Here is a 21,028-nt window from a genome sequence, read left to right as displayed (position 1 = left end):
CGTGGCGGGAATAACAATATTGAGATAGGAAAGACAATGATTCTAGTTGTAGGTCATAAAAACCCGGACAGTGACAGCATTTGTGGCGCTTTGGTGGCAACTGAGCTTTTGAAAGCTCGTGGCCTTGAAGCGAAAGCGATTCGTCAAGGCGAAATCAACCGCGAAACTCAACACATTCTTGAAACCGCTGGCGTTGATCAGCCAGAGCTGCGCACCAGTGTCGCAGGAGAGAAAGTGTGGCTGGTTGACTACACGGACTTGGCTCAAGCGCCAGATGACATCAACGAAGCAGAAATCTTGGGTATTGTTGACCACCACCGTTTGGGTGACGTGATGACTGTCAATCCACTCGAAGCATGGATCTGGCCTGTGGGCTGTACCTGCACCATTTTGTTCAACCTGTTCAAAATGGAAAATGCGCCAATTACACGTGAGCTGGCGACACTGATGATGTCTGCCATTCTTTCCGATACCGTTGGTTTCGCTTCTCCAACCTGCACGGAAAAAGACAAAGCGGCGGTGATGGAGCTGGCAGAGTTGGCGGGCGTGACGGATCTTGATAAGTTCATCAAAGATCTACTGATTGCTAAAACAGACATTGAAGGATTGTCTGCGGCGCAGTTGGTGGAAAAAGATCTTAAAGCTTACCCATTTAATGGCCGTGATGTGGTGGTTGGTCAGGTTGAACTGGCGACGCTTGAGCAGGTTGATGGCATGATTGATGCGCTTGAAGCGGATCTGCAACGTCGTTGTGACGAGCAAGCGCTGGCGTTTGCAGCCGTGATGCTCACCGACATCACAACCGCGCAGACACGTCTGATTTACAAAGGTGAATGGGCAGAGAAATTGGCAAAACACGAGAAAGACGGTTTGCTGATGATGGAAAACACCTTGAGCCGCAAAAAACAAGGCTGGCCTTGGCTGCAAGTTGAGCTGGTTTAACCTGCGGATGAGCGCCGGGTATTTCTACTCGCGCTGGTAGATCCTCGGGGAGTACCCCATAATGGAAACGCCCATTTGCGGCCGCAGGTGGGCGTTTTTACTGGTCAATTTTAGCCCATAACGGCACGAGCGGAGATTCGCCATGACGACCCCTTTATCCCAAGATCAAATCCGAACCATCAACAGCTACGACCAAGAGCAGCGCCTGCGTTACTGCATTAAAGAGATTGTTGCCCAGCGCCAAGTATGGATCCTCACCGACGAGCATGGCTGTGTGATGCTCAACAGTGACGAAGACGAGTGCGTGCCTGTCTGGCCAAACAAAGAATTTGCCGAAGAGTGGGCAACGGGCGATTGGCAAGAGTGTCAGGCGGAGTCCATTTCGCTCAATAAATGGCACAGTCGTTGGACGCAAGGTTTGGAAGAAGACCAACTGTCGGTCGCAGTGTTTCCTAGTATCAACGAAGAAGGGGTCATTCTGTTCCCTGACGAGTTCGATTTTGAGCTGAAAAAACAGGCCGCTCGCAAATAAGCTGGCTGACAGCAAAAGTGAACAGTATAAAAACGGCGCATGTGAGCGCCGTTTTTATTTCAAGCGATATTTTTTCGCCCAATCAGTAACCCACCAGCGCAAAAAGCTCAGCACTCTTGGCCGTTTTAACCGCGTTCTTTAACGTGCCGTCGTGCTCGAATTGGCGTAAAACTCGCTCAATGACGGGTTTGACTTCGTTTTCCGACATGCCCGCTTTAATCTCTGGATGATAGAGCAGGGCGAGTAAGACCACATCCAGCGGTGACAGCAGCTCTTCCGGCGAGTGGTCATTAAATATCGAAGGATAGGCTTCATCAGAATCATTCGGTAAGCCAAGTACTTGAGTGATCTCTTCCACCACACAGGCGACCAACTTGCCATATTCTCGCGCCTTGTCGACAGGGATCACCACTGCGCCAGAATAGATCGCGCCATTTTTTTGCTTGAATCCTGCTTTGCAAATGGCACTGGCGAGCTCTTCGTCAGACGCTTTGCCTATCCATTGACTCACCACTTGTTGATAGTTTGCTTCTTGAGTGAACACCCAGACCACGTTGGCTTGCTTTCGGTTATCGGTCGCCTTAATCGAGAGACCAGTGACACTTGTTAAGTGGGCGATATGCATCTGTAGCAACTGGTTGTGCAGCGCTTGGTCACCGACCTGATGTTCAACAAAAATAGAGATGGGCTCTTGCCACTTGCGAATGGGCTTTTCGCCCGGGCTGTATTCGTCACGTAACGCCACTTGAATAAAGGCATTTTCGACAAACGCGGGGTCAAGCCAAGTTTCGAACCGGGGTGCAGAGTGCAGGGCGGGAGAGAAAAGCAGCACAAGAAAACCTTTCCACAGCGACTTCATCTTGAGATTCATTCGTGACTCCAATGCGTGATCCTCTCAATCGCCCAATGTCGTTCCTGCCGAGATCAATAATGGACGGGTGCTTTGTAGAAATGGTTTTCAACCAAGCGTTGTGTGATCGGGTGTTGAGGATCGCCAAGGACCAGTTGTGTCTCACCAGACTCGACCACATCGCCATCATGCATCACCATCACTTTGTCTGTAATGTGTTTGATGATACCGATGTGCTGCGAGACGTAAACAAACGACACACCCATCTCTTCTTGAAGCTCAAGAAACAGGTTGATGATCTGCGAACGCATGGCCATATCCAAACCGTTGAGTGCTTCGTCGGCGACAATAATCGAGGGTTGCAGAATCAGCGCTCTGGCCAAACAAACACGCTGCTTTTGCCCTGCGGCCAGCATCTGCGGGTAAAAGTAGGCATGTTCAGGCAGCAAGCCAACGCGCAGTAAAGTGTCTTTAACACGTTTGAGACGCGCTTCTGGTGGCATGTTGGTGTTTCGCTTCAGCGGTCCTTCCAAAATGCGTCCAATCTGAATACGCGGGTTGAGCGAAGTGTTGGGATCTTGGAATATCATTCGGATCAGCTTGCAGCGCGTGGCGTAATCTTTGTGCTCCAGTCTTTCACCATTGACGCGTATCTCGCCTGAGGTGGGTTCAACCATCCCCGCCAGCATGCGAGCCAGAGTCGATTTTCCAGAGCCATTTTGACCGATAAAACCGATCGTCTGCCCTGCTTCTAGGGTAAAACTCACCGGTTTGACCGCATGCTGAACTTTGCGTCTAAACAAGCCTGAACGAGTGACAAAATCTTTGCACAGATTGTCCACTTCCAGCAGAGCACTCATGAATCTTTCTCCGTATTAAGAGGGAAATGACAACTGAACTTGTGATTTTTAATTCGTCTTGCGTAAGGGATTTCCACACATTGACGCTGTGCGTATGGACAACGAGGACCAAGTCGACAGCCTATTGGCAAATGTTGCAGAGGCGGAATGGAGCCGGGCAACGATTGCAATTTCTGCTTGTGCGGGATCCAGTGGTTAAAATCAGGCATGGCTTTGAGCAGAGCATCCGTGTACGGATGTTTAGGCCCTTCCAAGATTTTGTCGGTATCTGCCGATTCGACCGATTGGCCACAATACATCACAGTGATGCGGCTAGCCCACTGGGTAATGTTGGTTAAATCGTGGCCGATCAACAAAATAGTGGTGTTGTTGAGCTGATTCATACGACTGAGCAGACGCAAGATCTGATTTTGCGTGATCGGATCTAAGTCATTGGTCGGCTCGTCAGCGATAAGCAGCTTTGGTGCGGTGGCGATGGCCATCGCAATCATCACTTTCTGACATTCCCCATCGGTTAGCTCATAGGGGTAGCTTTTCATCAAGCGCTCGTGATCTTTGATACCCACTTTATGTAGCAAGGCAATCGCACGTTTTTTACGCCATTTCAAACGTTCCCACCATTTTCCATCGAAAGTGCGCGATGGAATCGATTCAATCAACTGATGGCCAACCTCTTCAGAAGGATCCAAACAGGTCGAAGGTTCTTGAAAGATCATCGCGATATCGCGGGCGATGACGCGACGGCGCTCGCTCGGAGTGAGCTGGAGCAAGTCGATGTTGCCGAGTCGCATACGGTCTGCGGTGACTTTCCAGTTATCCTTACACACGCCGACAATCGCTTTCGCGACCAAGCTTTTGCCCGACCCAGATTCGCCCACCAAACCACGAATTTCCCCTTCATTCAAGGTTAAACTCATTCGGTCAACCGCTTTGACCAAGCCTTGAGGGGTTTCGATTTCTATCGTCAAATGACGAATGTCTAGCAGCGGCATTATTCAATCCCCGCATTGAGCGCGCGGCGCACGCCTTCGCCGACTAAGTTGATCACCACCACAGTAAACATGATCGATAATCCCGGCAGGGTGACCGTCCAAGGCGCTAAATAAATCAGTTCAACCGAATCACCAATGATTGCGCCCCATTCGGTACTGGGAGCTTGTGCGCCAAGGCCAAGAAAACCGAGTGCGGTGACATCGAGAATCGCCACGGAGAGCGCCAACGTCAGCTCAGCGGCGACAACCGTCAGCACATTCGGCAATATTGAGTTCCACAGCAAGTAGAAGTCATTTGCTCCATCAAGCCGTGCGGCCATAATGTAGTCTTTCTCTACCTCAGTATGCACCGCAATGTAAACCGAGCGAATAAAACGCGGGATAAGCGCCAAACACACCGCGAGCAGCACCGTCATCTCGCCAACGCCGAAAAACGCGACGAAAATGATCGCCAAAAGGAGCGAAGGTATGGACATAATGGTGTCGAGCAAATGGTTTAAGGTACTCGACAACAGGCCTTTGGTCATGCCAGCCAAAATGCCGATGGCGCAGCCAATCAAAGCGGCGATAGCTGTGACGATCACGGCAGCACCGAAGGTCGGTTGAGTGCCCATGATCAAACGCGACAAAATATCGCGGCCAAGGTCATCGGTACCGAGAAAATAATCCACTGTGCCTGCTGGGTTCCATGAAGGCGGATGCAAAAGTTGGCTGGTTTGCGCTTGTGGATCGTAAGGTGCAAGCAGAGGCGCAAACAGCGTGACGAGCGTGATCAACGCCAAACACCATAAACCAAACATTGCGAGATTATTACTGCGGAAACTACGCCAGAAACGCTCGAATTGCGTTGGAATATGCTCTTCCTGGTAGACGCTATCGGTTAGCATACCATTCCTTCCTTACCAGAGGGTTTATCATCGCGCCAATCAGATCAGACAGAATATTCGCCGTCAGAACCAGCGTCGCCACTACCATAACGCCCGCTTGAATGGAGGCATAATCTCGGTTGGAGAGGGCATCAAGCAGCCATCTTCCCACGCCAGGCCAGTTAAAGATCGACTCGGTAATGATAACCAGCGTCAGCATACTGGAAAGTTGTACGCCCACTTTGGGGATAATTGGCGGAATGGCATTGCGCATTACGTGCTGGGTGACGATCTGCCGAGTGCTCAAACCTTTGATGCGAGCTGCACGAATGTAGTTCTGGCTCATGACATCGGCCACAGAAGCGCGCATCAGGCCAATCACCTGTGTGGTTGGCGCGAGTGCCAGTACCAAGCAAGGGAGCACTAAATGCTCAAGCACACTTTGCAGTGCGTGCGCTTTGTAAGGTCCTTGAGCCAAAAACGCATCAACAATAGCAAACCCAGTGACATGAGGGATCTCGTAAAGCAGATCGTAACGGCCAGAAACTGGGAAGAGTTCAAAGTGCAACGAAAAAACCATCAACATTAGCAGTGCGACCCAGAAAAGCGGCGCAGAGTATCCCGACATCGAGATGAATGAGATGGTGGTGTCGACCCATTTTCCTTGCTTCATTCCCGCAATCGTGCCAAACGGAATACCGATAAATAGCGCCAATAGAAAGGCCAAAATACACAACTCAAGTGTCGCGGGAAACACCACTGCCAGCTCATCAAAGATTTGGTTGCCATTCTTACTCACGCCAAAATTAAGTTGAGTTAGTTCGCTGAGATAAAGCTGCCAACCTTGCCAAAAATCCGCTCTCGCCCATACCGAATCAGGCTCTAGGCGCAGAATGGAAAAGCCAGCGATGGTAAGCATCGTCAGCGTAATGACAAACAGATTCAGTCGTCGAACCGAGTACCAAAACATTAATAGGTTCTCTCCACACTGTCGAAAGGTTGCGAGTTAAACGGGCTGGATTTAAAACCAACCAGAGATTTGTCGTGGGCGCGGAATTGCACGCCGTGTGCCAATGGAATGGCAGGGAAATCCTCATTGAGGATGTTCTGTGCTTGGCGATATAAGTTTAAACGATAACGATTTTTTTCGGTTTCAAGCGCGAGATCGAGCAGAAAATCGAAGTCGCTGTTGCACCACATCGCCACGTTAATGCCAGCAAGCTCAGAATTACACGACAGCAGCGGGCGCAGAAAGTTATCCGGATCGCCTGTATCAGCGACCCAGCCTGTGAGAATCAGATCAGCGGCCGTTTCATCTGGCAATACTCGTTCGAAACGCTCTTCATAAAGCAGATTAAGTTGAATCCCAACATCGGCCAGATTGGCTTGAATCAGTTCTGCGGTTTTACGTGGGCTCGGATTATAGGCACTCGGCTCTGAAGGGACCCACATAGATAGCGTTAATCCGCTTTCATAGCCCGCCTCACGCAGCAGGGCTAAGGCGTAGTTGCGGTCAAAACGAATCTTGACGCTGTCTTTTTGGTATGCCCAAGAGCTTGGCGGCAGCAAGGTGTAAGCGATGGTCCCCGTGCCATAGTAGACAGAATCAAGGATATTTTGTCGATTGATGGCCAAGTTGAGTGCCTGTCTAACACGGACATCTTGCAACGCTAGATGGCTGGTATTGATGGCAATAAACGCAACGTTCATGGCAGGTGTCGCCGTTAGAACCATGCTGGGGTGCTGTTCAATAACGGGGATCTGACTCGATATGGGGGAACTGAGCACATCACATTCATTGCGCAGTAACTTAGCCAAAGTGCCTGTTCCGCGCTGAGAAATATCGAACACCACTTGCTCCATCTTAACTGGCCCGCGCCAGTAGTGCTCATGGCGGCGCAGACGAACCAGATCATTGATTTGGTACTCTTCGAGCGCAAAAGGTCCACTACCAACAGGGTAGAGGTCCATTTTCTCTTTGCTGTCCTTTTGTGCCAGTTGGTGGCCATACTCAGCGGAAAGGATCACGGCGTGGCTAGTGGCGAGATTCGATAAAAAAGCAAAGTTAGGACGGCTGAGAATGAATTTTACCTGATGATCGGAAAGTGCAACCACATCGGTCAATAAGTTCACCAGATCAATACCCGTAAACCAAGGATAACTGCCACCGCCAACCAAATGGTAGGGATGTGTTGGATCAATGATACGACGAAAGCTGAACACCACATCTTGCGCATTGAGGTTGCGAGTTGGGGTAAACCATGCCGTCTTTTGAAACGCGACATCAGCTCGCAAATTAAAAATGTATTCGGTGCCAGATTTATTCACCTGCCAATCCTGGGCAATACTCGCGATCGGTTGGTGTGTGGTGGGATCTAACGTGAGGAGAGTATCGTAAATTTGCGGACTCAACGCGTCTGCGGTAATCCCGCTATCAATGAGCTGAGGGTTAAAAGTTTTCAGATTACTCTGGCCGCAGAAAACAAAACCGCCCTTACGGATTTCTGTGTGGTCAACTTCATTACCACATCCCGTAAGTAGGCCGATGCCAATCAATCCGAATGCAAGCTGTATCAATGTTTTCATAAAATGAAACGTTTCATATGGATGAGCTGAGAATCAGCGTCAAAATAGCGCACTAATCTACCATTTTTATCACTGGGGTCCAAACACAAATTCGTTTTTCAGCAAGGCGTTATCAAGGCAATTTTTCTTATGGGAAGAAGTATTCCACCTGAATAAACCAACTCGCGCGATTGTGTTAAGTGTAACATTGTCACGCTGCTTTTTCGTGCTAGGTTAGGCTAGTTTTGCCCAACTAATGCGTATTTTCTCACCATGCCGCGAAACTGATGATAACTCAAGCCGAGCAAGTCAGCCGCTTGGCGTTGATTGTATTTGCTCTCTTCCAGTACTTGTGTGAGCAGCAAAATATCTTGATTCTCTTGCCACTGCTTATAATCCAATGGGAAATTAAACTGGGTGGAGGGCTGATCCGTCGTTGCGCTAGGGCGGCTCTCTTTCTGGTTGGCGGGCGAAGCCGCCGGAGTCACTACAGCGTGTTTCTGTGTCCAACTGGTGGCAAATGGATTGAAACTCAATTCGTCAATGGGGTCAGGGTCGACTCCGTGACGGTAGATAGCACGTTCTACCACATTCTTTAATTCACGCACATTGCCCGGCCATGGGTATTCGTTCAACTGGTTTTGGGCGTTTTGCGTAAAACCGACGAAGTAATCGAGTTTTAGCTCGCGACACATCTTGATTGCATAATGTTCGGCCAACAATAAGATATCTTCTCTACGCTCTCGAAGCGGCGGCAACATAATGACGTCAAACGCTAGCCTGTCTAACAAGTCGGCGCGAAAAACACCGCTTTCTGCCATTTGCGGTAGATCGGCGTTAGTCGCGCAAACTAGACGTACATCGGCGGTCAGTGCTTGGTGGCCGCCAACCCGTTCGTATTCGCCGTATTCAATCACCCGAAGTAGCTTTTCCTGAACCATAAGCGGTGCTGTTGCCAGTTCATCAAGAAATAAAGTGCCACCTTCAGCCCGCTCGAAACGGCCTTTGTGCTTTCCTTTTGAACCCGTGAACGAGCCAGATTCGTGACCAAACAGTTCGGAGTCAATCAGACCCTCGCTGAGCGTTGCGCAATTGAGTGACAGCAATGGCTTATCCCAACGCTTTGAGAGATAGTGAAGCCGCTGGGCTATCAACTCTTTTCCCGTTCCACGTTCGCCAATGATCAAGACAGGGCGTTCAATAGGTGCCAATTGCGATACTTTGTCTAGCACAGCAAGAAAAGCCGGCGATTCACCGATAAGGTTTTGCTTCATAACATCCTTCTCATGGTCAGCAGAGGCGAAGTGGTAAAATTTGCCAAAAATTGGTGAGAATCATCATAGCATAGTGTGGTGTTCAGACAAGCGACTTGCTATCTGTATGAAAAAAAAGAAAAATTTAAGTTGGCACGCTTATTGTTATACCTTTAGCAACCAAGTATTTTATGTCGTGCACCCTAACACAGCGCACGAGTCCAGAGAGCCACAGAGGAGTTTCATTATGGGCATTTTTTCTCGCTTTGCAGACATTATCAATTCCAACATCAGCGCATTGCTCGACAAGGCTGAAGACCCGGAAAAAATGATTCGTCTCATTATCCAGGAAATGGAAGACACACTCGTTGAAGTGCGCACCAACTCCGCTAAAGCGTTAGCGGATAAAAAAGAGCTGGCGCGTAAAGTTGAAGCGATGGAAGCACAGATCGCCGATTGGCAACAAAAAGCGACCTTAGCGTTGACCAAACAGCGTGAAGATCTGGCGCGTGCCGCGCTGATTGAAAGACAAAAATTGCAAGATATTATCAAAGGCTTGCATACTGAACAGACATTGGTCGAAGAAACCATCGAAAAGTTGACGGGTGAAATCGGCAAACTGGAAACCAAAATTGCCGAAACACGTGCCAAGCAGCAAGCGTTGACCATTCGCAATCAAGCGGCGTCAAATCGTCGCGATGTACAACGTCATCTAAGTTCTGGCCGCACCCATGAAGCGATGGCCAAATTTGAACAATACGCCCGTAAAGTCGATGAGCTTGAAGCGGAAGCGGATCTCTACGCCAACAGTGGCGCGTCCAGATCACTTGAACAAGAGTTTGCCGAACTTCAGGCGCAAGACGAAATTGAACAAGAGCTGGCAAAGCTAAAAGAACAAGTTAACTCACAAGAAAAATAATCCAAGGAGCCACTATGACGACATTTATGATCGCTGGACCATTAACTGTCTTTCTGATTTTTGTCGCACCACTTTGGCTGTTCCTTCATTACCGTAGTAAGCGCAAAGCCAGCAGCGGGCTATCGAATGTCGATCTGCAAAGGCTAGAGTCTCTATCGGAACGGGCAGAATCGTTGCAGAACCGACTAGAGACTCTGGAACGCATTCTCGACGCAGAAACACCTGATTGGAGGCGCAGATATGAGTGATAGAGAACTGTACCGTGACCCGGTGAATGGCAAACTTTCTGGAGTATGTGCGGGCATTGCCAACTTTTTCGGTGCGGAAGTGTGGCTGATTCGTATCTTGGTGATTTCGGCGGCGCTACTCGGCGGCAGCTTTCTCGTTATCTTGGCCTATTTCGCGATGACGTTGATGCTGGAAAAGCAGCCGATAAGATATGAAGAAAATCTCAAGGCAAAACAGGAACACAAACTCAAAGCAAAGCCTTGGCAGGCAGGGCAAAGCGCGGAAGAACTGCTGTCTGTGTTGGAAAAAGACTTTAGTAAAATTGAAGGCAGGGTACGCGATATGGAAGCGTATGTGACTTCTGATACGTTCAAAGTGAACCGCGAGTTTAGCAAGCTCTAAGCGAGCCAAGTGCCAGTCAAATCAAACAAAAAAGTGAGAGCAAGCTTCAGGCTTGCTCTTTATTTTTGCTGTTCCACCGAGAGTTCAGCAACCTGAACTGGAACAAAAAGCATACGTCATCTAAGGTTTAGTTACTTAAATCTAACCGGATGATTACCATGAGAAGAGCGTTTGTTTTTCTGGCGGTTGCGGCAACAGTCAGTGGTTGTGGCCGAGAACTCCCGCCAATTCCCGAACCAGAATCCAGGCCAGCTAAGTTATTTACTGTTTCCGTTGGCAATTCCCAATTTGAACGTACTTTTCCTGCCGTTTCAGAAGCTGGCGACAAAGCCGTGCTGACCTTTCGGGTTCCTGGGCAGTTGCAAACCATTGAAGTAACCGCAGGGCAGCGAGTGAGTAAAGGCCAAACGCTGGCCACTCTAAATCCTGACGAATACGCCTTACTTAGCAAACAAGCCAAAGCGAATTTTACCTTGGCTGAAGTGCAATATGAACGCTTTAAAAAACTGCGCGCCGACAAAGTGGTTTCAGAACAAGACTTTGACCAGGCTCAAGCCAATCATAAATCGGCACGTGCCACCTTAGAGCAAGCGGAAGCCAACCTGCGTTACACTAAGCTTGTCGCTCCTTACGACGGTACAGTATCACTGGTTATCGCGGAGACGCACGAATACGTTGGCGCGAAGCAGACGGTCATGAATATCCAGAGCAATCAACTGTTAAAGGTGATTTTCCAATTGCCGGACCATCTGCTCGGGCGTTTTTCATCAGAAAAAGAGCCCGTTGCCAGTATGAAGTTCGATGCTTTCCCTGAGCATGAATTTCCGTTGCGTTTTCAAGAAATAGATACTGAATCAGACTCCACAAGAGGCAGTTACAAAGTCACCATGATTATGGAACGCCCCCAAGATTTAGGGGTATTACCTGGCATGGCTGGCAATGTGCGTCTTGTGGCGTCTTCCAATGCCGCAACGCAGATCCCGCAAAATGCCATTTTTATGCGTGAGCAACAGCAGTATGTCTGGCGTGTGGATGAACAAGGTATTGTTCAGGCTGCGCCGATTGAACTTAATCCTAAGCGTGAAGTATTGAGCGGTCTTCAGGATGGCGACAAGATCATTATTTCTGGTGTCAGCGGTATAGAGGCAGGAATAAAAGTGCGTGAATGGATCAAAGAGCGAGGGCTGTAACGTGAAGCAATGGACATATTTTAGCGCGTTGGCATCCCTCTCGCTGTTGAGCGGATGTGGTGAAGGGCAACAAGCCACCGCCCCTGTTATTCCCAACGTAAAAGTGGCAAGTCAGGTAGACAGCTCAACACCAGACAATCTCTATTTTCCTGCGGTGGCTCATGCCGCGCAACGGTCTCAGTTGAGCTTTCGTGTTGCTGGTGAGGTCACTAATCTGCATGTTCGTGAAGGGGATAGGATCCTTAAAGGCGCAATGATCGCCGAACTCGACCCAACCGACTATCGATTAGACGTTGAAAATGCCCAAGCGCGCTTTTCCGTGGTAGACAGCCAGTTCAACCGCTCCAAACCTCTGGTTGACAAAGGACTGTTGGCAAAATCGCAATTTGATGAAATTGCGGCACAAAGAGAAATTGCCCTAGCCGAATTAGAACTGGCTAAATTACGCCTCTCATTTACTCAACTGAAAGCGCCGATGGATGGCATAATTTCTCGGGTCAGTGTTGAGAAGTTTGAGAATGTTCAAGTTGGCCAGCAAGTGGTCAACATCCACAGTTTGGATGCCGTGGAAGTGCTCATACAGTTGCCCGATCAACTCTATAGCAACCAGCCATCCCAAGAAAAACTTTCTCATGTCCAAGCGAGTGTCCGTGTTCCTAGTGGCAATGAATATATGGCAAGCATTCAAGAGTTCACCACAGAACCCGATCCCGCAACGGGCACGTTTACCGTCACCTTGTCGATGCCAATGCCTGAAAACGAGTTCATTCTTGATGGCATGGCGGTTGAAGTGACGACGAGAGGAGAGCAGGTGGGATTGGAGCTCAATCGAGGGATCCGAGTACCAATCGAAGCGGTGTTCAATGCTGATGGCGATCCGCTGGATACGGACAGCAAGTTTGTCTGGATTGTGAACGCCGATAGCACGGTAAGTAAGCGCAAAGTTGTGGTCGGTAAAGCCTCGAAAGAGAGCGTGCAGATCTACCAAGGCTTAAACAAGGATGATCAAGTCGTGGTCGCGGGAATTGCCAGACTGCGGGATGGTATGGCGGTAAACGTGATTGCTCAGGAGGCTAGCAATGACTGACAACAAACAACACTCGCCTCAAAGCGACCAAGAAATAGCGGGAATTGCGGCCTATTTTATTCGTAATCGTGTGATCAGCTGGATGATTTCGTTGATTTTCTTGATTGGTGGTACGGCGGCGTTTTTTGGTCTGGGGCGTTTGGAAGACCCTGCTTTTACTATTAAAGACGCCATGGTGGTGACCTCCTATCCCGGAGCAACACCGCAGCAAGTCGAAGAAGAAGTGACCTACCCGCTAGAGAAAGCCATTCAACAGCTTCCGTATGTAGACGAAGTGAACTCCTTGTCGAGTCGAGGCTTGTCACAAATCACCGTCTCAATGAAAAGGAACTACGGGCCAAATGACTTACCGCAGATTTGGGATGAACTGCGTCGCAAAGTCAATGACTTGAAAGGCCAGTTACCGCCGGGTGTCAATGAGCCGCAAGTGATTGATGATTTTGGTGACGTGTATGGGATTTTGTTGGCGATTACCGGAGAAGGTTACAGTTACAAAGAGTTGCTGGATTACGTCGATTATTTGCGCCGAGAGCTGGAACTGGTCGATGGAGTCAGTAAGGTATCGGTGTCTGCGCAGCAACAAGAACAAGTGTTTATTGAAGTTTCGATGAAGCGCTTGAGTAGCCTTGGTCTTTCTCCCAACACAGTGTTCAACTTACTTTCAACGCAGAATGCGGTATCGGATGCCGGAGCGATTCGCATTGGTGATGAGTACATTCGCATACATCCTACTGGTGAGTTTCAGAATGTGGATCAACTGGGCGATTTGATCATCACAGAGAATGGTGCGCAGGGGCTGATTTATCTGCGCGATGTGGCAGAGATCAAACGTGGGTATGTTGAGGTTCCTAGCAATATCATTAACTTTAACGGTAAGTTGGCGCTGAATATTGGCATTTCATTCGCTCAAGGTGTCAACGTGGTGGAAGTCGGCAATTTGTTTGATCGACGTTTGGCCGAGCTAAAATACCAACAACCCGTTGGCATCGACATAGCAGAAATTTACAGTCAGCCGAAAGAAGTGGATAAATCGGTCAGTGGGTTTGTTGTAAGTCTCGGGCAAGCCGTGGCGATTGTGATCATTGTCTTGCTGTTTTTTATGGGATTACGTTCAGGGTTACTCATTGGTTTGATCTTATTGCTGACGGTGCTCGGTACCTTCATCTTCATGCTGTATTTTAAGATCGATTTGCAACGTATCTCCCTAGGGGCTTTGGTTATCGCGCTGGGGATGCTGGTCGATAATGCCATTGTGGTGGTTGAAGGTATCTTAATTGGCACGCAAAAAGGACGAACACGTCTTCAAGCCGCGACGGATATTGTCACGCAAACCAAGTGGCCTTTGCTCGGCGCCACGGTGATCGCTGTAACGGCATTCGCACCGATTGGTTTGTCACAGGACGCATCGGGTGAATATTGTGGCACGTTGTTTACGGTTCTATTGATTTCTTTAATGTTGAGCTGGTTCACCGCTATCTCCCTAACCCCATTTTTTGCCGATCTCTTTTTTAGAGGACAAAAGGTAAATGCGCAGCAAAATGGCGACGAGGTTGATCCCTACAAGGGAATGATTTTTATCGTATACAAAAACTTTCTCGAATTCTGTATGCGGCGCGCGTGGCTGACGATAGGGGTATTATTAGTCGGTTTGTTCGTCAGCTTGTATGGTTTTACCTTGGTTAAACAGGCGTTTTTCCCATCGTCGACGACGCCGATATTCCAAGCGGACATCTGGTTGCCTGAAGGCAGTGATATTCGTGCGACCAACACCAAACTCAAAGTATTGCAAGATTGGTTGGTAGAACAAGACGGTGTAGAACATGTAACGACAACTGCTGGTAAAGGCTTGCAGCGTTTTATGCTGACTTACGCGCCTGAGAAAAGCTATGCCGCTTATGGCGAAATCACGACGCGCGTGACCAATTACGAAACACTGGCACCTCTGATGGATAAGTTTCGCCAATATGTCGGTAATCACTTTCCTGAAATTAACTACAAACTGAAACAGATTGAATTAGGTCCTGGTGGTGGCGCGAAAATCGAGGCGCGTATCGTCGGATCGGATCCGACAGTGCTGCGCTCCATCGCATCACAGGTGATGGACGTGATGTATGCAGACCCCGGCGCGACCAATGTCCGTCACAATTGGCGAGAACGGACCAAAGTACTTGAGCCGCAATTTAATGAAAGCCAAGCACGACGCTATGGCATCACCAAGTCGGATGTGGATGATTTCCTCGCGATGTCGTTTTCTGGTAAGGCTGTTGGGGTATACCGTGATGGCACAACCTTGATGCCTATTATGGCGCGTTTGCCTGAAGCTGAGCGTGTTGATATTCGTAATATCGAGGGGATGAAGATCTGGAGCCCAGCTTTGGGTGAGTATATTCCATTGCAGCAGGTCACCTTGGGTTATGAACTCAAGTGGGAAGACCCCATCATAGTACGGAAAAACCGCAAACGCATTCTCACGGTGATGGCCGACCCAGACATTTTAGGTGAAGAAACCGCCGCGACACTACAAACGAGATTGATGTCAGCAATTGAAGCGATTCCGATGCCTCCCGGCTATTCGCTAGAGTGGGGCGGCGAATATGAGTCATCAAGAGATGCGCAAGCATCGCTGTTCCAGACCATGCCGATGGGTTACCTATTCATGTTCCTGATCACCGTGTTCCTGTTTAATTCGGTTAAGGAACCTCTCATCGTATGGTTAACCGTGCCCCTGGCGGTGATTGGCGTGACGACGGGTTTACTTGCACTCAATACCCCATTTGGCTTTATGGCGCTGCTTGGTTTCTTAAGCCTCTCGGGTATGTTGTTGAAAAATGGTATTGTGCTACTGGATCAGATCGAAATAGAAATGAAATCGGGTAAAGACCCTTATATTGCGGTGGTTGATGCCTCACTCAGCCGTGTGCGTCCGGTGTGTATGGCGGCGATTACCACCATTTTAGGTATGGTGCCGTTACTGCCTGATATTTTCTTCAAGCCGATGGCAGTGACAATTATGTTTGGTCTTGGATTTGCTACAGTACTGACATTGATTGTCGTACCTGTGCTGTATCGTCTGTTCCATAAAGTGGCTGTGCCGAAATAAGGCACGGGAGAGCGTTGATTTGATGCGCTTTGTTTGGTGAGGTTATCGTGACCGCAAAGCGCATTGTTTAGGGATAATTGAATGACAGAACAGAATACCTGTGCATGGGCGATGAACCACCCCTTGGAGCGTGAATATCATGACGCTGAATGGGGGAAGCCTGTTTTTGATGACAAAAAATTATTTGAGTTTATTACCTTAGAAGGTGCTCAAGCCGGGTTAAGCTGGATTACGGTACTGAAAAAGCGCGAAGGTTATCGTCAGGCATTTGAGGACTACGATTTATCGCTTCTCTCTACGTATGGCGAAGAGCGTATCGATCAAATTATTGAACGATTTGATGTGGTGAGACACAAAGGCAAAATTGCTTCGGTGTTCAGTAATGCAAAAGCGGCGATTGCACTACAACAAGAGTTTGGCTCACTCAGTAACGCGTTGTGGCAGTTTGTCGAACATAAACCAATGGTGAATCCGTGGACGTCGATGCAGCAAGTGCCTGCCTCCACCGAGCAATCAAAAGCAATGAGCAAGTTTTTGAAAAAGCGTGGATTTAAGTTTGTTGGTGAGACAATTTGTTACGCCTTCATGCAGGCGGTTGGTATGGTCGATGATCACGTGGTTGGCTGTCCTTGTAAAGCGCAACACTAACTCGGGCGTGAGTAAGACAAATCCTTTAACACAACTCGCCCTCCACAACGGAGGGCGAGTCACATCTTGATTACTGACTGAGTGAAACTTCTTTTTCTAACAGCACAGCGTTGTAGCGTTCAAGCCCGGCTTGTAGATCGGCAATCAGGTCGTTGATATCTTCCAGACCAATATGTAGGCGAATGAGCGTGCCTGTAAAATTGGGATTGGCGATGGTGCGCAGGCTGTTAAAGCTCTTCGGTTCATTGGCCAAGATCAAGCTTTCAAACCCACCCCAAGAGTAGCCCATGCTAAAGTGCTGCATTCCATCTAGCAGTGCCGTGGTCGCTTTTGGACAGCTGGTTTTTAGCACGAATGAAAACAGTCCGTTGCCACCGGTGAAATCGCGCTTGAAAAATTCGTGCCCCGGACAGCTCGGTAGAGCAGGGTGGCGAACATGGTCGACTTCGGGGCGCGTTGCGAGCCATTCGGCAACTTTTAGGCTGTTTTCCGCATGCTGGCGCAGACGCACGTCCAAAGTACGAATGCCGCGTAGGCCAAGATAAGCGTCATCTGGCGAAACGCACTGGCCCATCAAGTAGCTTTGCTCGCGCAGTTGATCCCAGTATTGCTCGCTGGCAACCGCGGTGCCTAACATCACATCGGAATGACCAACGATGTACTTAGTTGCTGCTTGAATGGAAATATCGACACCATGTTCAAATGGCGAGAAATTCACGCCTGCCGCCCAGGTGTTATCCAGCATGACAATGATGCCGTGCTCGTGAGCGATGCGTGCGAGTGTCGGAATGTCCTGTACTTCCATGGTGATAGAACCCGGAGATTCGGTAAACAGCACTTTGGTGTTCAGTTTGATCAGTGAACGGATGTCTTCACCGATCATCGGATCGTAATAAGTGGTCTCAACGCCGAATTTTTTAAGGATTTTGTCACAGAAGTCGCGGGTGGGTTCATAGCAGGTATCCACCATCAATAGATGGTCGCCGGACTCGACGAACGAAAGAATCGCGTTACTGATGGCTGCGGTGCCGCAGGGGTAAAGCGCACAGCCCGCGCCACCTTCAATTTCCACCATCGCTTCTTGAAAGGCAAAGTGCGTTGTCGTACCGCGACGTCCGTAGAACAAGGTTTTGTTGGCGCGATTCACCATCGCATGATGCTTTTCCGCCACACTCTCAAAAACGACAGTCGAAGCGCGTTGTACTGGAGGGTTTACCACTCCGTTGGTCCACTTTTTGTTGCGTCCCGCCGTCACGAATTTTGTTTGTTTGCCTTGCGACATATCAGTTCCTTGTCCTAAATAAGAATCCTCTATTTAAAACATGGACAGCAGGGGATTGGCAAGGGGACAAGCCAAACAAAAAAGCATTTCTTAAAAGCGTTTGGCCTAACGTTCACAGCAGAGGATTAAACAGATAGAAGAGCCTTTCAAGGAAGCGAGAATAGAGGCTGCGTTCATTCCATTGCTGTAGTCGCAGTTTATGCGACTGCGCTTTATATTCTTGCTGGAGCTGGTGCATCTCTAAGGTAAATTGCAGATCCTCAATAGCGAGAGTGACTTCGAAGTTCAGCCACAGGCTGCGCATATCAAGATTCACCGTGCCGACTAGGCAGAATTGCTTATCGATGACGACCGATTTGGTGTGCAGTAAGCCGCCGTAAAACTCATGGATTTTCACACCCGCTTCCATTAGCTCAGTGTAAAACGCGCGTGAGGCCCACTGCACCATCATAGAGTCGTTCTTGTGCGGAATGATCAACTCAACCTGAATCCCTCTTTGCGCGGTCATTTTGAGTGTTTCGAGCAAATCGGTACTTGGCACAAAGTAAGGGGTTGTGATTGTCACCGAATGGTTGGCTTGGTTGATCGCCAGCGTCAGCGCTTGATAGATCAGATACTCAGGCATACCTGGGCCAGAGGGAACCACCTGGATGGGATGCTTATGCAGCTCGGCATCCAAAGGGCATTCGGGCAATCTTGGTAAGAATCGAGAGCCAGTCTCCACTTCCCAGTCCCAGCAATGGATGGCTGAGAGCACATTCACCGTAGGCCCGGTGATACGCACCATGATGTCGATCCACTGTCCGACGCCGCTGCTCTGTTTGAAAAAAACCGGGTCAACCAGATTCATCGAGCCTGTATAAGCAATTTCATCATCTATAACGATGATCTTGCGATGTTGGCGCAAATCGAGTCGTCGTAAGAATATCCGCCAAGGGCTCACTTCTAATGCCTGAACCACGTGAATGCCGGCGGTTTTCATCATCGAATACCAAGGGCTACGGAAAAAGCGCGGGCTGCCTGCGGAATCGAGCAGCAGTTTCACATCCACCCCTCGTTTGGCTGCTTGAATCAGTGCGGAGGCCACCGAATCCGCGAGCCCTCCGGGATGCCAGATGTAAAACACCATACGAATGCAACTTTGCGCCGCTTCGATATCGCGAATAACAGAATGCAGGATCTCGTCTGGTGAGCGTTGCAGCGAAAGCGAGTTACCGCTTAGAGCGGGTAAGCCGAGGCGATTGTTACACAGCTCATCTATCCGATAGATATGGTGCCCCATCGACTCTGGCGTGTGTGCTTGGCAATCGTTCAACTGCGCAAACCATTTGGCGTAGGGAGTAAACATCTCTTTGGCTCGCTCGGCGCGTTTACGACCTAAGTTCAACTCACCAAACAGGAAATAGCAGGCAATGCCCAATACAGGCAAGATGTAGATGATCATCAGCCATGCCAGCGAGACGCTCACGGCCCGTCGCTTCAACACGACTCGCAAGGTGACCCCCGCAACCAGTACCCAATATAAACCGATGCCAGCAAGAGTAAGAAAGTGGTAGAACTTATCCATCATGATCTCTAAACATTTTTTCTCGTTTTTGATAGTAAGCGCAAACACACCAATTAGGAATAGGTAGCAAATGATACCAGTATCACGCAAACAGAATGAGCATGTTTAAAAATTGTTAACAACAGGTCATAAATGTTGCATTGTGGGTAAATAATCAGCGATTAATGATGATTATTACAGTTGTGGTAGGAAATTATGTCAGCCGGGCTTCCAATTTTATGCTCAAACTGATTTACTTGCCACATTCATCACGTGGCCGATATTTTCGATGGGTGTACAAAAATTATTACACCTCACGTTTGACGCCGAAACAAGATAAAAAGCACACACAACAGCGGTAACAATTATGGCAAGTAACAATCGAGGCCACTTCTCATCGAGACTTGGCTTTATTATGGCGGCGGCAGGTTCGGCTGTCGGTCTTGGTAATGTTTGGGGATTCCCAACCAAAGCGGCGAGCAACGGCGGCGCGGCATTTTTGGTGATCTATTTGGCGATGGTTTTCCTACTGGCATTTCCTATGCTGGTGGCAGAATTGACGATAGGCCGTCATGGTCAATCGAACCCGATTGCTTCACTGCGTAATATTTGGACGAAAAATCGCGCAGCCGCAGGCTTGTTTGGTTTGATCGCCATGATCGCCGCTTCCATGATCCTCAGTTTTTACTCAATTTTGGCAGGTTGGTTGATGGGCTTTGCCGCAGCACCTGCATTGGAAGTGGTCGGTTTACAAAGCGCAGCTGACTGGCTGGTCAACTTCGGTGGTGCACGTAACGTCGTCTTAGCCGTTCTATTCTCGCTGTTGACTATTCTTGTAGTGCAAAAAGGCGTCGCCGATGGTATCGAAAAGTGGTCAACTCGCTTGATGCCTATGCTGTTCGTTCTTTTTGCTGTGATGATCGCGTACATCTTTACTCAAGATGGAGCGATGGAAGGTCTGAAAATGTATCTGATTCCAGACATTTCCCACATCACGGCAAGCTTGATGGTCGATGCGATGGGACAAGCCTTCTTCTCTCTCTCTTTGGGCGTGGGCTCAATGATGGTGTACGGCTCTTACCTGCAAAAAGAGGTCAATATTCCCAAAACCGCAGGTCAAGTTGCGGCAATTGATACGGGTGTCGCGTTTGCGGCGGGCTTGCTGATTCTTCCTGCGATGTTTGTTGCCAAAAACAACGGCGTGCAAATTTTTAACGACGCAGGCCAGTTGATGAGCTCTGGTGACTTGGTGTTCGCGGTGCTGCCTGCGATGTTTGATACCATGGGCGGGATCGGCGTGATTCTGGGTATCGGTTTCTTTGTCCTGATGGTGATTGCCGCGCTCACGTCTTCGATCTCTTTGCTGGAGGTGCCTGTCTCCTGTGCGCAAGACGAGCTGAAAATGGAGCGCAACACCGCGACTTGGCTCATTGGTGGCGCGATCCTCATTGTCAGTATTGTCATTTCGCTGAATTTTGGCGCTCTGTTTGGTCTAGTTGCTGATATTTCAACCGTTTACATGCAGCCACTGCTTGGTGTGGTATGGGCTATCGTGGTGGGTTGGATCTGGAACCGCAACAACCTGCTCAATGAACTGAAAGAAGGCAACCCAGACATCGCTCAGGGCCTGTTTTGGAAAATCTGGCCTTGGTATGTGCGCATCGTATGTCCGGTAGCGATCATGGCTGTGTTCCTCTTCTCGATTTTATAACCTTTTAAGCCCCGCAAGGGGCTTTACTTCTTGCGGCTGTGTTACTGGTATTCAG

General features: G+C 49.1%; 19 protein-coding genes. 10 read left to right on the top strand and 9 right to left on the bottom strand.

The features are described from left to right. Positions 1-36 precede the first annotated feature (36 nt). Both I3X05_RS10650 and I3X05_RS10645 read left to right on the top strand, forming a co-directional pair. Positions 37-942: a manganese-dependent inorganic pyrophosphatase gene (locus I3X05_RS10650; protein WP_045571976.1), complete on the top strand. Its 906-nt coding sequence runs from the start codon at positions 37-39 to the stop codon at positions 940-942. Between the two features lie 142 nt (positions 943-1,084). Then, the gene (locus tag I3X05_RS10645) at positions 1,085-1,474 is read left to right on the top strand and encodes a DUF2750 domain-containing protein (protein ID WP_039429631.1); all 390 of its coding nucleotides are present in this window, start codon (positions 1,085-1,087) and stop codon (positions 1,472-1,474) included. An 82-nt stretch (positions 1,475-1,556) separates the two neighbouring features. Here the strand turns inward: I3X05_RS10645 and I3X05_RS10640 are convergent, their stop codons facing one another. From I3X05_RS10640 to pspF, 7 genes are all read right to left on the bottom strand, one after another. Further along, positions 1,557-2,333, bottom strand: a complete 777-nt coding sequence (locus tag I3X05_RS10640) for a DUF2927 domain-containing protein (protein WP_045572068.1) — start codon at positions 2,331-2,333, stop codon at positions 1,557-1,559. Between the two features lie 65 nt (positions 2,334-2,398). Beyond that, positions 2,399-3,184, bottom strand: coding sequence for an ATP-binding cassette domain-containing protein (locus I3X05_RS10635; RefSeq protein ID WP_045571975.1), 786 nt, complete (start codon positions 3,182-3,184; stop codon positions 2,399-2,401). Next, positions 3,181-4,176, bottom strand: a complete 996-nt coding sequence (locus tag I3X05_RS10630; RefSeq protein WP_045571974.1) for an oligopeptide/dipeptide ABC transporter ATP-binding protein — start codon at positions 4,174-4,176, stop codon at positions 3,181-3,183. The genes I3X05_RS10635 and I3X05_RS10630 overlap by 4 nt, the downstream gene beginning before the upstream one ends. Continuing rightward, a complete protein-coding gene (sapC, locus tag I3X05_RS10625; protein WP_045571973.1) occupies positions 4,176-5,063 on the bottom strand; it encodes a putrescine export ABC transporter permease SapC in 888 nt (295 codons plus the stop codon). The genes I3X05_RS10630 and sapC overlap by 1 nt, the downstream gene beginning before the upstream one ends. Then, a complete protein-coding gene (locus tag I3X05_RS10620; protein ID WP_337970709.1) occupies positions 5,050-6,012 on the bottom strand; it encodes an ABC transporter permease in 963 nt (320 codons plus the stop codon). Before I3X05_RS10620 ends, sapC begins: the two co-directional genes overlap by 14 nt. Next, positions 6,012-7,628, bottom strand: a complete 1,617-nt coding sequence (sapA, locus tag I3X05_RS10615) for an ABC transporter substrate-binding protein SapA (protein ID WP_045571971.1) — start codon at positions 7,626-7,628, stop codon at positions 6,012-6,014. The genes I3X05_RS10620 and sapA overlap by 1 nt, the downstream gene beginning before the upstream one ends. 218 nt (positions 7,629-7,846) lie before the next feature. Continuing rightward, a complete protein-coding gene (gene pspF, locus I3X05_RS10610) occupies positions 7,847-8,881 on the bottom strand; it encodes a phage shock protein operon transcriptional activator (RefSeq protein ID WP_045571970.1) in 1,035 nt (344 codons plus the stop codon). Between the two features lie 226 nt (positions 8,882-9,107). Here pspF and pspA point away from each other — a divergent pair, with 226 nt between their 5' ends. The 7 genes from pspA to I3X05_RS10575 all read left to right on the top strand — a co-directional run bounded on the left by pspA (position 9,108) and on the right by I3X05_RS10575 (position 16,434). Beyond that, positions 9,108-9,779, top strand: a complete 672-nt coding sequence (pspA, locus tag I3X05_RS10605) for a phage shock protein PspA (RefSeq protein ID WP_193167084.1) — start codon at positions 9,108-9,110, stop codon at positions 9,777-9,779. Positions 9,780-9,793: 14 nt separating this feature from the next. Further along, a complete protein-coding gene (gene pspB, locus I3X05_RS10600; RefSeq protein ID WP_045571969.1) occupies positions 9,794-10,027 on the top strand; it encodes an envelope stress response membrane protein PspB in 234 nt (77 codons plus the stop codon). Beyond that, positions 10,020-10,409 (top strand): envelope stress response membrane protein PspC, encoded by a 390-nt coding sequence (pspC, locus tag I3X05_RS10595; protein WP_337970708.1) that lies wholly within the window; start codon positions 10,020-10,022, stop codon positions 10,407-10,409. The genes pspB and pspC overlap by 8 nt, the downstream gene beginning before the upstream one ends. A 158-nt stretch (positions 10,410-10,567) precedes the next feature. Beyond that, positions 10,568-11,599, top strand: a complete 1,032-nt coding sequence (locus I3X05_RS10590) for an efflux RND transporter periplasmic adaptor subunit (protein WP_045572067.1) — start codon at positions 10,568-10,570, stop codon at positions 11,597-11,599. Position 11,600: 1 nt separating this feature from the next. Then, positions 11,601-12,686 carry an efflux RND transporter periplasmic adaptor subunit gene (locus I3X05_RS10585; protein ID WP_413470299.1) on the top strand — a complete coding sequence of 362 codons (1,086 nt, stop codon included), beginning with the start codon at positions 11,601-11,603 and terminating at the stop codon, positions 12,684-12,686. After that, positions 12,679-15,786: an efflux RND transporter permease subunit gene (locus tag I3X05_RS10580; protein WP_337970707.1), complete on the top strand. Its 3,108-nt coding sequence runs from the start codon at positions 12,679-12,681 to the stop codon at positions 15,784-15,786. Before I3X05_RS10585 ends, I3X05_RS10580 begins: the two co-directional genes overlap by 8 nt. An 81-nt stretch (positions 15,787-15,867) precedes the next feature. Further along, the gene (locus I3X05_RS10575) at positions 15,868-16,434 is read left to right on the top strand and encodes a DNA-3-methyladenine glycosylase I (protein ID WP_045571965.1); all 567 of its coding nucleotides are present in this window, start codon (positions 15,868-15,870) and stop codon (positions 16,432-16,434) included. Positions 16,435-16,504: 70 nt separating this feature from the next. Here I3X05_RS10575 and I3X05_RS10570 read toward each other — a convergent pair whose 3' ends face one another. Together I3X05_RS10570 and cls are read right to left on the bottom strand one after the other, a co-directional pair. Further along, entirely contained in the window at positions 16,505-17,716 is a 1,212-nt protein-coding gene (locus tag I3X05_RS10570; protein ID WP_337970706.1) for a cystathionine beta-lyase, read from the bottom strand. Between the two features lie 112 nt (positions 17,717-17,828). Further along, entirely contained in the window at positions 17,829-19,283 is a 1,455-nt protein-coding gene (cls, locus tag I3X05_RS10565) for a cardiolipin synthase (protein WP_193167081.1), read from the bottom strand. A gap of 346 nt (positions 19,284-19,629) precedes the next feature. Here cls and I3X05_RS10560 point away from each other — a divergent pair, with 346 nt between their 5' ends. Continuing rightward, a complete protein-coding gene (locus I3X05_RS10560; protein WP_045571962.1) occupies positions 19,630-20,973 on the top strand; it encodes a sodium-dependent transporter in 1,344 nt (447 codons plus the stop codon). Positions 20,974-21,028 lie beyond the last annotated feature (55 nt).

The organism is Vibrio navarrensis, assembly GCF_015767675.1.
GTDB lineage: Bacteria > Pseudomonadota > Gammaproteobacteria > Enterobacterales > Vibrionaceae > Vibrio.
Note: the sequence above shows the minus strand (reverse complement) of the source record. Positions and strands in the feature narration are given on the sequence as shown.

Coding starts and splice junctions, on each gene's coding strand:
- pspB (WP_045571969.1), top strand. CDS start 9,794: ATGACGACATTTATGATCGCTGGACCATTAACTGTCTTTCTGATTTTT.
- I3X05_RS10650 (WP_045571976.1), top strand. CDS start 37: ATGATTCTAGTTGTAGGTCATAAAAACCCGGACAGTGACAGCATTTGT.
- I3X05_RS10570 (WP_337970706.1), bottom strand. CDS start 17,716: ATGTCGCAAGGCAAACAAACAAAATTCGTGACGGCGGGACGCAACAAA.
- I3X05_RS10630 (WP_045571974.1), bottom strand. CDS start 4,176: ATGCCGCTGCTAGACATTCGTCATTTGACGATAGAAATCGAAACCCCT.
- I3X05_RS10645 (WP_039429631.1), top strand. CDS start 1,085: ATGACGACCCCTTTATCCCAAGATCAAATCCGAACCATCAACAGCTAC.
- I3X05_RS10590 (WP_045572067.1), top strand. CDS start 10,568: ATGAGAAGAGCGTTTGTTTTTCTGGCGGTTGCGGCAACAGTCAGTGGT.
- pspC (WP_337970708.1), top strand. CDS start 10,020: ATGAGTGATAGAGAACTGTACCGTGACCCGGTGAATGGCAAACTTTCT.
- I3X05_RS10640 (WP_045572068.1), bottom strand. CDS start 2,333: ATGAAGTCGCTGTGGAAAGGTTTTCTTGTGCTGCTTTTCTCTCCCGCC.
- cls (WP_193167081.1), bottom strand. CDS start 19,283: ATGGATAAGTTCTACCACTTTCTTACTCTTGCTGGCATCGGTTTATAT.
- I3X05_RS10620 (WP_337970709.1), bottom strand. CDS start 6,012: ATGTTTTGGTACTCGGTTCGACGACTGAATCTGTTTGTCATTACGCTG.
- sapC (WP_045571973.1), bottom strand. CDS start 5,063: ATGCTAACCGATAGCGTCTACCAGGAAGAGCATATTCCAACGCAATTC.
- I3X05_RS10560 (WP_045571962.1), top strand. CDS start 19,630: ATGGCAAGTAACAATCGAGGCCACTTCTCATCGAGACTTGGCTTTATT.
- pspA (WP_193167084.1), top strand. CDS start 9,108: ATGGGCATTTTTTCTCGCTTTGCAGACATTATCAATTCCAACATCAGC.
- sapA (WP_045571971.1), bottom strand. CDS start 7,628: ATGAAAACATTGATACAGCTTGCATTCGGATTGATTGGCATCGGCCTA.
- I3X05_RS10635 (WP_045571975.1), bottom strand. CDS start 3,184: ATGAGTGCTCTGCTGGAAGTGGACAATCTGTGCAAAGATTTTGTCACT.
- pspF (WP_045571970.1), bottom strand. CDS start 8,881: ATGAAGCAAAACCTTATCGGTGAATCGCCGGCTTTTCTTGCTGTGCTA.
- I3X05_RS10575 (WP_045571965.1), top strand. CDS start 15,868: ATGACAGAACAGAATACCTGTGCATGGGCGATGAACCACCCCTTGGAG.
- I3X05_RS10580 (WP_337970707.1), top strand. CDS start 12,679: ATGACTGACAACAAACAACACTCGCCTCAAAGCGACCAAGAAATAGCG.